This is a genomic window from Bacteroides sp. FSHCM14E1 (assembly GCF_019633785.1).
In the GTDB taxonomy this organism is placed as follows: Bacteria; Bacteroidota; Bacteroidia; order Bacteroidales; family Bacteroidaceae; genus Bacteroides; species Bacteroides hominis.
In genome coordinates this window covers 1-13,506 of the sequence record NZ_JADKYL010000005.1, presented here as the reverse complement: position 1 = coordinate 13,506, position 13,506 = coordinate 1, and the positions used below count along the sequence as shown (strand labels likewise).

The 13,506-nt window shown below is 31.7% G+C and carries 14 protein-coding genes; 13 read left to right on the top strand and 1 reads right to left on the bottom strand.

Features of this window, described 5'->3' with window-relative positions; all coding sequences use genetic code 11:
- Positions 1–50: 50 nt before the first annotated feature.
- Positions 51–389 carry a hypothetical protein gene (locus ISX59_RS09505; protein ID WP_014298680.1) on the bottom strand — a complete coding sequence of 113 codons (339 nt, stop codon included), beginning with the start codon at positions 387–389 and terminating at the stop codon, positions 51–53.
- 520 nt (positions 390–909) lie between these two features.
- Between ISX59_RS09505 and upbY the strand changes: the two genes are divergently transcribed.
- From upbY to ISX59_RS09440, 13 genes are all read left to right on the top strand, one after another.
- Positions 910–1,434: a capsular polysaccharide transcription antiterminator UpbY gene (gene upbY, locus ISX59_RS09500; RefSeq protein WP_005786813.1), complete on the top strand. Its 525-nt coding sequence runs from the start codon at positions 910–912 to the stop codon at positions 1,432–1,434.
- Between the two features lie 3 nt (positions 1,435–1,437).
- A complete protein-coding gene (locus ISX59_RS09495) occupies positions 1,438–1,917 on the top strand; it encodes a UpxZ family transcription anti-terminator antagonist (RefSeq protein WP_008659596.1) in 480 nt (159 codons plus the stop codon).
- A 138-nt stretch (positions 1,918–2,055) separates the two neighbouring features.
- Positions 2,056–3,489 carry a hypothetical protein gene (locus ISX59_RS09490; protein WP_008659598.1) on the top strand — a complete coding sequence of 478 codons (1,434 nt, stop codon included), beginning with the start codon at positions 2,056–2,058 and terminating at the stop codon, positions 3,487–3,489.
- Positions 3,486–4,325 carry an alpha-1,2-fucosyltransferase gene (locus ISX59_RS09485; protein WP_032579776.1) on the top strand — a complete coding sequence of 280 codons (840 nt, stop codon included), beginning with the start codon at positions 3,486–3,488 and terminating at the stop codon, positions 4,323–4,325. The genes ISX59_RS09490 and ISX59_RS09485 overlap by 4 nt, the downstream gene beginning before the upstream one ends.
- A 6-nt stretch (positions 4,326–4,331) precedes the next feature.
- Positions 4,332–5,267, top strand: coding sequence for an NAD-dependent epimerase/dehydratase family protein (locus ISX59_RS09480; protein WP_008659601.1), 936 nt, complete (start codon positions 4,332–4,334; stop codon positions 5,265–5,267).
- The gene (locus tag ISX59_RS09475; RefSeq protein WP_008659603.1) at positions 5,264–6,517 is read left to right on the top strand and encodes an HAD-IIIA family hydrolase; all 1,254 of its coding nucleotides are present in this window, start codon (positions 5,264–5,266) and stop codon (positions 6,515–6,517) included. The genes ISX59_RS09480 and ISX59_RS09475 overlap by 4 nt, the downstream gene beginning before the upstream one ends.
- Positions 6,518–6,520: 3 nt before the next feature.
- Positions 6,521–7,501 carry a GHMP kinase gene (locus tag ISX59_RS09470; protein ID WP_008659606.1) on the top strand — a complete coding sequence of 327 codons (981 nt, stop codon included), beginning with the start codon at positions 6,521–6,523 and terminating at the stop codon, positions 7,499–7,501.
- A gap of 1 nt (position 7,502) precedes the next feature.
- Positions 7,503–8,069 (top strand): SIS domain-containing protein, encoded by a 567-nt coding sequence (locus ISX59_RS09465; RefSeq protein ID WP_008659608.1) that lies wholly within the window; start codon positions 7,503–7,505, stop codon positions 8,067–8,069.
- A 2-nt stretch (positions 8,070–8,071) separates the two neighbouring features.
- Complete coding sequence (locus ISX59_RS09460; RefSeq protein WP_008659610.1) at positions 8,072–8,971, top strand: glycosyltransferase; 900 nt, start codon at positions 8,072–8,074, stop codon at positions 8,969–8,971.
- 296 nt (positions 8,972–9,267) lie between these two features.
- The gene (locus ISX59_RS09455; protein ID WP_008659612.1) at positions 9,268–10,014 is read left to right on the top strand and encodes a glycosyltransferase family 32 protein; all 747 of its coding nucleotides are present in this window, start codon (positions 9,268–9,270) and stop codon (positions 10,012–10,014) included.
- A gap of 273 nt (positions 10,015–10,287) precedes the next feature.
- Complete coding sequence (locus ISX59_RS09450; RefSeq protein ID WP_220575844.1) at positions 10,288–11,625, top strand: LPS biosynthesis protein; 1,338 nt, start codon at positions 10,288–10,290, stop codon at positions 11,623–11,625.
- Complete coding sequence (locus ISX59_RS09445) at positions 11,625–12,635, top strand: glycosyltransferase (protein ID WP_008659616.1); 1,011 nt, start codon at positions 11,625–11,627, stop codon at positions 12,633–12,635. Before ISX59_RS09450 ends, ISX59_RS09445 begins: the two co-directional genes overlap by 1 nt.
- Before the next feature lie 3 nt (positions 12,636–12,638).
- Positions 12,639–13,506, top strand: an 868-nt coding sequence (locus ISX59_RS09440) for a UDP-N-acetylglucosamine 4,6-dehydratase family protein (protein ID WP_220575843.1), incomplete at its 3' end; no start/stop codon positions are given.

Genomic DNA, 13,506 nt, shown 5'->3' with positions numbered 1-13,506 from the left:
TCCTGTAAAAGTACTTTAGAAAGGGACTTTTACAGGATTTTAACAATCGGTTATTCGCTTTTATCTCGCTTTTTCCGGAATGCTCTGGCATATTTTTTCAGCTCTGATAGAAAAGAACGTTTATTAGGCTCTGTAGCAATGCCTTTGCGCTGATATTCAAAGGTGAGATATTCTTTTATTGTTTCCTGTAGTTCTTCAATGGGTCTGTTTTCCATGCTGTTGATTCCGCCTTTGATAAAGCTTTCGGTAAGTGCCTCCATTAGCTTTCCTTTGCCTTTTGTGATGCGTAGTGGTTCTCTAACCTTTTGATTGAGGCTGAATTGCAAGTCGGCTTTACCCGCAAAGATTACTTTTCCATTTACTTCGATGGTTACTAAGTTATCATTCAATGAGATAACTACTTTTTTTCTTCCATAATGTTAGTTATTAAATGAATTTATGAAAGGATAAAGTTTGTATAAAAAAATATAAATATAAAAGAATATCGGAGTTTTTTTAGCTTAAAGGGAGAATCTTGAAGTGTAAGGGTCTTGTTATTAGTTATTTATCTTAAGATATAGGTGTTGTTTCAAAAAACGTTCGTTTGATTGAACAAAGGTAAGGAGTCTGTTTTAATGTACAAAATATTTAGTGGATAAAATTTTATCAAAGATTTTATATTGCTGATTCTCAAATATATATATAGCAAAAAAAGTTCTTTGTTCAGCTACTTTACAATATTCATTTTTTCATCGAAAAAAACTCAAAAATGCTGTTTCAAAAGACGAACGTTTTTTGAAACACATTCGTTCGTTCTCAACTTCTAAAAATGTTTCGTAAAATTTGACGGTTTGAAAGAGAAAATATGTCTCGTTCAAACCGCGAAGCGCACCCGAAACAAAGGAAAATTCCCTCAAGTATAAATCGTAAATGTCTGAACAACAGAAGTATTGGTTTGCCGCCCGTACCCGAGATAAACAAGAGTTTGCTATTCGTGACTCTCTTGAAAAATTGAAGACTGAACTTGATCTCAATTACTATCTTCCCACTCAATTTGTCATCCGGCAGTTGAAATATCGTCGAAAACGGGTGGAAGTCCCTGTTATTAAGAATCTTATCTTCATCCAAGCTACCAAGCAAGATGCTTGTGATATTTCTAATAAATACAATATCCAGCTTTTTTATATGAAAGACCTGCTTACCAGGGCTATGCTGATAGTTCCTGATAAACAGATGCAGGACTTCATATTTGTCATGGATTTAGATCCGAATGGCGTCAGTTTCGATAATGACCATTTATCTGTCGGTAGCAGGGTTCAGGTAGTTAAAGGTGATTTCTGTGGTGTCGAGGGCGAACTTGCCAGCGAGGCCAACAAAACTTATGTTGTTATTCGTATTGCCGGTGTATTGAGCGCCAGCGTCAAAGTTCCTAAAAGTTATTTACGTGTCATTTAAGTTATGAATACACTCACTTCTCAAATTGAACAATTACAGAGTCTCGCGCACGAGTTACTCTATTTAGGTGTGGATGGTGCTCCTATTTATACCGATCATTTCCGTCAGTTGAACAAAGAAGTTTTAGAACAATCCGATGCGTTGTATCCTCAGCGTGGTGCTACTCCCGAAGAGGAAGCAAACATCTGTCTGGCATTATTGATGGGTTACAATGCAACCATCTATAATCAGGGTGACAAGGAGGAGAAAAAGCAAGTTGTTCTCAATCGTTGTTGGGACGTGCTTGACCAACTTCCTGCTACTTTATTGAAATGCCAGTTGTTGACTTATTGTTATGGTGAGGTGTTTGAAGAGGAGTTGGCGAAAGAGGCGCATTTAATTATTAGTGGCTGGGACCATAGCAGGCTTTCAAATGATGAAAAAGAGGTATTTGAGAGTTTGAAGATTTTAGAAGAGAATCCATATCCATATTTCGAACTTTAATAAATTATTTATATATCTAAAAATGACGGTTGTTTTTATTTGTTAAATTTGAAACTTTAGAAATTGAGTAAAAAGCGGGAAAATAGGAAAGTCATAAAATGGAATTTAATCTTTTATAGTTTGAATTTTATTTATACTATGATGGTCGGAATAATATTGGTACCTATATATCTAGTTTATATTCCCAAAGATTTATATGGATATTGGTTGGCTACAGGGAATATCTTAACAATAATAAGTTTGCTTGATCCTGGGATAGGAGGTGTTGTTACTCAGAAAGTTTCATATTATTATGGTAAGATGGATTGTCGTTCTGTTGGTTGTTATAGTTTTAATGGAGTTCTATTGAGTGTAATAATCGCTTTATTAGTTTTTATTGTAGGTATATTATTAAGTGAAAAAATAAGTTTGTTTTTGAATGTTCCATATGAATATCAGGAGGAGTTGATAAATGCATTTAATTATACATTAACAGGTACTTCTTTAATGATAATCTATTATTCTATTGGTGCAATTGCTTATGGAATGTTAAGTAGTAAATGTATCGGATTTATCAATTTGTTTGCAAATATATCAGGCTTAATTCTTACTGTTGTTTTTTTTAGATTAGAATATGGTCTTTTGTCTATAGGTTATGCTTCTTTGATAAGATCAATAATTTATATATTAGGAAGTATTTTATATATAACTTATCGTTTCGTTAATGAGAAAATTGGTTTTTCATTTGATCTTTTGTTAATGAAGGACTTTTTTAAGTTGTCATTTTATAATTTCTTTGGAAGTTTGGGGCAGAATCTATTGTCAAATATGAATTCTTTTATTTGTACGAAGTATATTTCCCCAATAGCCTCAGCTAATTTGAGGTTTTCTCAAACTGTACCAGATATGGGAAAAACTGTTGCTTTAAGAATTGTGTCTTCATTTGCTCCTTCTATCAGTAATTTGTATGGCGCTAATCAAAAGAAACAGCTTAAAACAATGATCTTTTTACTAACTCAAATATTGGTTTGGTTGTTGGGATTAGTTTTTGTTGGTTTTCTTTTTTTGAATGAATCATTTATATTGATATGGATTGGCGCTAATAATTATTGTGGAGGAATTTCTAATTTTCTTATAATCGTTTTGTTGATGTTATCTACTGTTAATAAAACAATCTCTCTAATTATATTTAATTTGGGTGATATTAAGATCAATAATTTAGTGCTGTTTTTTCAGGCTGTATTGTATTTTGCATTGATTATTCCAATAGCTTTATATTTTAAGATAAATGGTATTTTATTATTGTCAATTGGAATCGAATTCTTAGCATTTTACTTTTATTATGGGAGAAAAATTATAAATATTTTTGATTGTAAAGATGATGTGAAAAAGATATATCAAAATATCTTTCAAACAATACTTGTATGTGCTTTTGTGTATATTGTGTTGTTAGTGATTGATTATTTTCCAACTAATTGGATAAGCTTTTTGATGATAGTCCTCTTTATTTCATTATTTTATACATTATGTCTATGTTTAATATCAGTGGCTTTTAGACAAGCATGCTTTAAATTTATTTTGCGTTTTAGATGAAAAAAGTTATTTTTTCGGGAGGTCTTGGAAATCAAATGTTTCAATATGCATTTTATCTGTTTTTAAAAAAGAAAGGAATAAAGGCTGTTATTGATAATAGCCTTTATAGTGAATTTAAAATGCATAATGGATTTGAACTGATTAAAGTTTTTGATATCAAAGAATCTATTTATAGAACTTATTTTTTGAAAGTACATTTGATTTTTATAAAGTTATTGATGAAGATACCTCCTGTAAGGAAATTAAGTTGTAAAGATGATGTTATACCAATCGGTGATCATGAATTTGATCCTCCTTATGCGCGTTTTTATTTGGGCTATTGGCAGTCTAAAAAGATTGTAAATTATGTGATCGAGGAATTACGCGCACAATTCATATTTCGAAATATTCCTCAAATGACTATTGAAAAAGGAGATTTTTTGAGTTCAATAAATTCGGTTTCTATTCATATTCGTAGAGGAGATTATATGGGCATACCAGCGTATCAAGGGATATGTAATGAAATTTATTATGAAAGAGCTATTTCTTTTATGAAAGAACATTTTCTTAACCCTAGATTTTATGTTTTTTCAAATGATAGTATATGGGCAAAGCTATTTTTGGAGAAGTTCGATATTGATATGGAAATTATCGTTACTCCTCCTATATATAGCTATTGGGATATGTATTTGATGTCTAGATGTAGAAATCATATAATAGCTAATAGTACCTTTAGCTGGTGGGCAGCTGTTTTGAATATGAATAAAGATAAAATAGTTATTTCTCCAACAATATTCAAAAAAGATGAATGTATTGATATAATTTTTGATGATTGGGTGAAAATTTCAAATATTTAATTTAATATGAAGATATTGGTTACAGGAGGAGCTGGCTTCATAGGCTCCCATTTATGTGATTTATTAGTTTGCAATGACAATCAAGTAGTGGCTTTAGATAATTTGTCACGTGGTAGAAAAGAAAATATTATGCATCTTGTAGATGATGGCCATTTTTCTTTTATTCAAGAAGATCTATTAAATAGATCTAGTTTACGCCAAATTTTTATCCAAGAGGACTTTGATATGGTTTATCATTTGGCTGCTAATTCTGATATCCAAAAGGGAAGTCAAGATCCTACTGTTGATTATGACCTTACTTTTAATACTACTTTTAACGTTCTGCAATGTATGAAGGAGTTTAAGGTGAAAAAATTCTTTTTTGCTTCAACTTCTGCTATTTATGGAGAAACAAGTGATTGGCTAAAGGAAAATTATGGACCTTTATTACCTGTGTCAAATTATGGTGCTGCCAAATTAGCTAGTGAGGCTTTTATATCCGCTTTTAGTTCTATGTATAATATTCAGACATGGATTGCTAGATTTCCTAATGTGGTGGGTGAACGTTTTACACATGGGGTGATTTATGATTTTATTCATAAATTACAAAAAAATCCTAATGTACTTACTGTTTTGGGCGATGGTGAGCAAATTAAACCTTATCTCTATGTCAAAGATCTTATTGGTGGTATTTTATTTATCTGTAAAAATTCTCATGAAGAAATTAATATTTTTAATTTGGGGTCTACAACAAGAACTAAGGTAAAGGAAATTGCCCAGATGGTCATCGATGAAATGGGGCTTAGTGCAAGTATAGAGTATACAGGAGGAACTCGCGGTTGGATAGGAGATGTACCTGAATTTAGATATGATTTAACGAAGATAAATACTCTTGGATGGAGTGCGACTTATAACTCTAATGATTCGGTTCGAATAGCCATTCAAAAAGCTTTAGGAAAATGAAAGTTGTAATAATTGCGGGTGGTAAAGGAACTAGGATTGCTTCACTTAATAGTGAAATTCCTAAAGCTATGATTCCTATAAATGGTAAACCTGTTTTAGAATATCAGATTGAATTAGCTAAACGATATGGACATACTGATATTTTTCTGGTAATAGGGTATTTGGGAGATAAAATCCGTTCCTATTTTGGAAATGGAGAATCTTTTGGAGTGCAGATTAAATATTTTGAGGAGCATTCTCCTTTGGGTACTGCTGGTGCTTTGGCGGAATTGAGGAATGTCTTGACAGAGGATTTTTTTCTATTTTATGGAGATACTGTAATGGATGTTGCATTAGATAAGATGTATGCTTTTCATACAATACAGCAGGCTGATGCGACTTTATTCCTGCATCCTAATGATCATCCTTATGATTCTGATTTGGTTGAAATAGATAAGAAAGGAGTGATTATAGGTTTTCATTCCAAACCGCATCCTAAGAATTTTTTATATCGTAATCTTGTCAATGCAGCCTTGTACATTCTATCTCCTCGTTTACTACTCCATATTCCTCAGGGAATTAAGTCTGATTTTGGGAAAGATATATTTCCAAAAGTACTTACAGAAAATTTAAGATTGATTGGATATGTTTCTTCTGAGTATATAAAAGATATGGGTACTCCTGAGCGATATAAGAAAGTATGTAATGATGTATTGACAGGTAAAGTAGCTAGATTAAATAAAAAATATGCTCAAGCTGCTGTTTTTCTGGATCGAGATGGAGTCCTTGTAAAAGAAGTAGACTTACTCTGTAAGCCTGAGCAATTAGAGTTGTTAGAGGGAGCTGCTGATGCTATTCGTTATATTAATGAAAGTGGATATCTTGCTGTAGTTGTCACAAATCAGCCTGTTATAGCTAGGAATTTGTGTTCAATAGAAGAATTGGAATTTATTCATAAAAAAATGGAGACACTATTAGGATTTGAACACTCCTATTTGGATGCTATTTATTATTGTCCGCATCATCCAGATAAAGGCTTTCCTGAAGAACGTAAAGAATATAAAATAAAATGTACTTGTCGTAAACCTAATCCAGGTATGTTGTTACAAGCTGCACAAGATCTAAATATTAACCTTAAGAAATCCTATATGATTGGAGATCGTGACAGTGATATTATAGCTGGGCAAAATGCGGGAGTGAGTGCCTCTATATTGATTGAACGTAATAAACCTTTTGCCCTTCTCAATGCTCTTCGCAATTTTATTAAATAATTTATGATTATATCTCGTACCCCTTTTCGAATCTCATTTGCAGGTGGTGGATCAGATCTTTCATCTTTTTATAGTCAGCAAATGGGCGCTGTGCTTAGTACATCAATAAATAAATATGTGTATATAGCCATTCATCCTTTTTTTGATTCCCGGAAAATTCAGTTGAAATATTCAAAGACAGAGTTGGTATCATCATTTGACGAAATTCAGCATCCTATTTTTAAAGAAGTATTAAAGATGAGTGATTTAACAGGAATAGATCTGAATTCTATAGCGGATATTCCTGCTGGGACTGGATTAGGATCTAGTAGTGCATTTACAGTTGGCTTGTTGAATGCGATCTATGCTTATAAATATAAGGCAGTAGGAAATGAAATGCTTGCAAAGCTGGCTTGTGAAGTGGAGATTGAGCGATTGAAAAGTCCTATTGGTAAGCAGGATCAGTATGCTGCGGCTTGTGGTGGTTTAAATCTGATTTCATTTTATCCGGATGAAACTGTTAATGTAGAGAAAATAATAATGGATCCTCATAAAAAGCAGGAATTAGAAGATAATCTTATTATGATTTATACGGGAGGGACACGTTCTGCAAATTCAATACTAAAAGAACAAAATAGAGAAATTTTAGAGAAGGATAAATTTAATAATCAAAAGGCTATGGTAAAGTTAGCTTTTGATCTTAAGAGATCTCTTGAAGATAATAATATCGATGATTTTGGGCAGTATCTTCATGAAGGATGGTTACTTAAGAAAACTTTAACCGGCTCTATCTCTAACTCTTTTGTAGATGATATTTATGATTTAGGTCTAAAGTCAGGAGCTTTAGGTGGGAAATTACTAGGAGCTGGCGGTGGTGGTTTTATTCTATTTTACTGTCCAAAAGGTATACAGGAAAATTTCCGAAAAAAAATGTCTCAATTTACAGAAATTGATTTTAGGTTTGATAATTATGGATCAAAAATTATATATGTAGGAGATAGATAATATGGATTACAAAAATGATATAATAGTTTATTTCAACAAGCTAAAAAAAACTATTGATAATATTTCTCTTGAAGAGTTAAATGCGTTGATGAATATTTTGGTCGAAGCCAAGGATGCAGGACGAACTGTATTTATCATGGGAAATGGAGGGTCATCTGCTACAGCCTCTCATTATGTTTGTGATTTTAATAAAGGAGTTTCTTTTGAACATAATAAGAAGTTCAAATTTGTATGTTTGAATGATAATATACCTTCTCTTATGGCCTATGCAAATGATTTATCTTTTGAAGATATTTTTATTGAACAATTGAAAAATTTTTTTCAGCCTAATGATGTTGTTATAGGAATTTCGGGTTCTGGAAATTCTAAAAATGTTTTGAGAGCTATTGAATATGCAAATATCAATAGAGGGATTACAGTTGGACTGACTGGGTATGATGGAGGAATATTGAAAAAAATAGTCCAATATAGTGTACATGTCCCCGTTAATGATATGCAAATAACAGAAGATATTCATATGGTGCTAGACCATTGTATGATGAAAATATTAAGTAATAATAAGTGTTAGCAATGAATATAGCTCCATTAGTTTCTGTTATAATGCCATCTTATAACAGTAAAAAGTATATAAAGAAAGCTATTGACAGTGTATTAGAACAGACTTATTCTAATTTCGAGCTAATTATTGTAGATGGTAATTCTACTGATGGCACTTTAGATATTTTGGATGAATACAAAAAGCAAGATAGAAGAATAAAGGTTATTCAAGATGAGGGTCGTGGGATTGGAGCGGCTTTACAATTAGGCTGTCAAATTGCTTCTGGTAAGTTCATTGCTAGAATGGATTCTGATGATATTGCTATTAATACACGTTTTGAGAAGCAATTAAAGATATTCCATTCTATACCTAACCTTATTTTAGTTGCGAGCCCTGTGATTTATATAAATGAGGATGATTCTATAGTTGGTTATAGTTTTCCCTATACAAATAAGAGAATTATACAAGAGAAGGTTTATTTAATAGCTCACCCTACTGTAATGATGAAGAAAGATGCGTATGTAAAAGCTGGCGGATATCAACCTTTACTTAGAGCTGAAGACTATTTTCTTTGGAATAGAATGAGGCTAATGGGGGAGTTTTATATATTTAAAGAACCACTTATTAAATATAGATTATTGCAAGATTCTTTGTCACACACATTAGATGATAACTTTAATAAAAAATTGGGGAGGAAATTAGAGTCATATTTTATAAAACCTATTATTTCAGAAATTGATATAATTGAAATAAATGATTTTATAAGTACAAATTTACCTAAAAATAGAATCATCTCTCACATGTCATCTAAAAGGAAAATTCGGTTGTTTTCTTTCCTGAAAATTATATTTAAATTTCTACCGTTGAATATTTTTGTTGTAAAATTTGTTATTTCCATAAAAAATGTGTTTGGCTTTTTATATGTTAAATAAAAAACACTTGATGTTTATCAATTAACTACGTTCTACTAAAAACGATTTCTATATTAGTATTAGGATGTATCGTATGATTTGAACTTTTGGAAGAAATAGCTTGATGAGCAATTAATATTCCTAGGAAGGTGTCTTATATCTTTTGGAGAGTGCATTCATGGAAAGAAATGGAAGGCAAGAGGCTTGATTATAGAATAGTGCTAGTGTTGTATTGGGACTAAGAGGCATTTATTATATGAATCATTATAGAGTTGGATTTTTTATTTTGAAAAAGCTTATTTTAAAATAGTAAACTAATGATACCTAAAATTATACATTATTGTTGGCTGAGTAAGGAGAAACAATCTCCATTTATTCAAGGTTGTATTCGTTCTTGGCGAAAGATTATGCCAGATTATCAAATCATTTGTTGGGATGTAAATAGATTTGATCTTAATTTGTCACCTTTTGCTAAAGAGGCGTATGAAAAAAGAAAATGGGCTTTTGCTGCTGATTATATTAGATTATTTGCATTATATAATTATGGCGGGTTTTATTTAGATTCTGATGTGAGAGTTTTCAAACGTTTTGATGCATTTCTAAATCATGGATTTGTATCTTCAATTGATATTCAGCAAGGGTTGGAAGGTCATTTAGATTTTGGTATTCAGGCTGCAATAATGGGAGCCGAGGTACATAATCCTTTTGTTAAAGATTGTTTGTCGTATTATGAAAATCGTCACTTTATTAAAGAAGATGGATCTTTATCTATAAAACCTATTGCTCCTGATATTATTGCAATGTATGCTGATAAATATGGCCTTAAAAGGATAAACCAATTCCAGCTTTTAGAACCAAATATCGCAATTTATCCAGCGTCTGTTTTTGCAGGACATCCTATTTATTGGACTAAACAATCGGTCGCAATGCACTTCTGTAATAATAGTTGGATTCCTAAATCTAGAATTCATAAATTAACCTCATATTTATATAATAATTACAGGTTGCCAATGTTATTAAAGAAAATATATTTTAGATTGAGAAGATTTTATATAAATGTGTGACAAATTAATTTGATGTTATAAAATGTTACTTGTGTGTCGTGTAATTTAAAATTTATATATAAAAGAATTCTAAGAAGTTGTGAGGAAATTATGCTGTCAAAAATGTATCCATAGGGATTATACTAGCATTATAAACAAGAGAATTAAGATTTCGACTGCAGTATATAGCTAGCTTTTAATGAGAATTAATAAATCATTGTATCCTAAAAAATGATGTGTTGAGTATTGATAATATGTATTAAGGAATAGGACAGATATTCTATTGTTTTATTTATGGAAGATTTTTTGAGTACTGTAGTTTTGATAGCATCTTCTACCGTTCTTATTTTTATGAACGTTTTTTTTTGGAATGTATGTAGTAAATTAGTGTTGAAAACATCTTCTAATACCTTTTTTGCTGATTTATTGTTTTCACTTTTTTGTTTACGTATTATATTATATTATGTATTGCCTACTATAACTCATTTACTTTTAAATTGGAAGAATCAAAATATAGATAGAGTTCTACCTTCAGAGATTTCAACTGTATACATGGTAGAGGTGTTTTCACATTTTATTTATTATATTACATTTTATATTCTTTGTAAAAGGAATAAGAAGGATTTATCTTTGATTATACGAGTTGATAAGACTCTAAAAAAAATTATGTTGGGGATTTTATTATTGTATGTTTGCTTTTTATTAAATAATACTCAAATAATTTCTTTGTCTTTTTGTGACTCGTTATGGATGTTTGAACCATTGATTTCTGTTATTGGATCTGTTGCTTGTTTTTTTATTGTGGCTATTGGAAGCCGTTATTGGGGTAATACACTTTTTGTTATAGCTTGTTTGGTTACGTTGGTATATTTGCTTATTGGATTTGCGAGTGGCATCAGAGGTAAATTGTTTTGGCCAGTGTTTTGGGTACTTTTTTGTGCTTATAGTTTGAATCGTTCTAATTTAAAGAGAATGTTATTGATTTCTGTGATTTTACTGGGAGCGCTAGGACTTTTTCAAGGTGGAATGACATTTATCCGAAGTAATAAGAGCCTCGATATAATAGAAATCATACAGTCAATAAATAATTCAAAAAATGATGGGGAAAGAAGCTTATTAGATGAAATTGATTTTAGATTTGGTGCACTAACTCATTATAGTACAGGTTTCTATCGGATGGTTGATCGTGGCTATATGGCAGGTTGGAATCCTATATTGAATTCTTTATATTCACCAATTCCAAGAAGTTTAATGGAAGATAAACCAGTTCCATGTAGTGTAGATGGTGATTTGTATTCTATGGGAATGTATAAAACTCAAGCTGAAATAACGCATATAGATACTAATATGGTTGAATTCTCAACTGCAGCCCATGCATATTGGGAACTTCATATTTTTGGACTTATTTTATTCAGTATTATTCCTGCTATATATGTTTTTTTATCAATAAAATTATTTCGTCAGTTTGCTTTATTAGCCCCGTGCTTTTTAATGGTAGTTTTTAAACCATGGGGATATAATGATCCTAAAATCTGGGTTTCGGAAATTTTTTTGCAATTATCTCAAGTGATAATTCCTACTTTGTTTATTCTTTTGTTTTATTCTTCTATAAGAAAAAGAACTTGTAAATAATGTTGTTAATTGATGCTGTTTACATTAATAATAGCGGTGGATTAGAATTGCTATTTACTTTAATCTCAAAACTTGAAAGTTTGGACATTGATGTTCATTATTTATTAGATAGTCGTTGTGAAAAAACATTGTATAGTAAGATAGTTAGAGGAAGATATTCATTTTCTGATCCATCTATGATACAACGGTTTGCTTTTTATCTTCATCATAGAAACACCTTTAGTAAGATATTGTGTTTTGGAAATGTTCCACCACCAATAAAAGTAAATGCAATAGTTTATACTTATTTTCATAATATTAATTTATTGAATATTCCTTTTAAACATTTATCTAAAAAAGAAGGTGTTATAACTAAGTTAAAGCAAATAATTATTCGATTATGTAGTGTGAATACTGATTATTGGTTGGTTCAAACAATAAATATGCAAAAAAATATGCAATGTATGTTTGATAAACCATTGACAAAGATATTCCTCTATCCTTTTTGGCAAAGTTACGGCACTTCTATTAATGAAGCATTCTGTCGAAGAGATTATGTATATGTAGCCAATTATACTCCTACTAAGCAGCATTTTTTACTGATAAAAGTATGGGAGAAGTTACATGAATTAGGCTTCAATTTAACTTTGCACTTAACTTTATCAAATTATCCAATTGATTTAGAACAAGAACTAGAAAAGGCTCTAAAAAATGGAGTGAAGATTATTAATCATGGATCATTGGAAAAAAGTAATATTCAAAAGTTATATAATTGTTCTAAAGCTACAATATATCCGTCATTAAATGAGAGTTTTGGACTTGGAATCATAGAGGCTTTAACTGCAGGATGTGATGTGATTGGTCCAGATTTACCTTACATACATTCTGTTTGTATACCTTCTGTTGTTTTTAGTTCATTTGAAGTAGATAATGTCGTTAATGCTATTATTGATTATGAACGTGGATGTGGACAAAAATCTCAATTGACAATAACTAATAATTTATCAGGTTTAGTAGATTTATTAATTTAAACTATGTCCCTTTTTAAAGACAAGACCCTTTTAATTACCGGTGGAACAGGTTCTTTCGGTAATGCTGTATTGAAAAGATTTTTGGATTCCGATATCAAAGAGATCCGTATCTTTTCCCGTGATGAAAAGAAGCAAGACGATATGCGCCATCACCTTCAAAATAAGAAGGTGAAATTCTACATTGGTGATGTACGTGATAAACGTTCTGTGGATGGAGTGATGAATGGGGTGGACTATATTTTCCATGCTGCTGCACTGAAACAGGTTCCCTCTTGTGAGTTTTTCCCTGTTCAAGCTGTTCGGACAAATGTATTAGGTACTGAGAATGTGCTTGATTCAGCCATCGAGCATGGAGTCAAGAATGTAGTTGTGCTCTCGACGGATAAGGCTTGTTATCCTATCAATGCCATGGGGATCAGTAAGGCCATGATGGAAAAGGTCGCTATTGCTAAAGGACGTCAAATGGGAGAGGGTGGTCAAACTACCATCTGCTGTACCCGTTATGGCAATGTGATGGCAAGCCGCGGATCAGTGATCCCTTTGTGGGTGGAGCAAATGAAGGCCGGCAAGGATATCACAATAACCGATCCGAACATGACCCGTTTTATGATGACACTGGATGATGCAGTTGATCTGGTGATTTATGCTTTTCAGCATGGGCATAATGGCGACTTGTTTGTCCAAAAAGCACCTGCAGCTACTCTTGATACCTTAGCCCGTTCTTTAAAGGAACTTTACAAAATAGATACCCCCGTACGTGTTATCGGTACACGCCATGGTGAGAAACTTTATGAATCATTAGTGACTCGTGAGGAAATGGCCAAGGCGGAAGATATGGGTAATTATTATCGGATACCTTGTGATGCCCGTG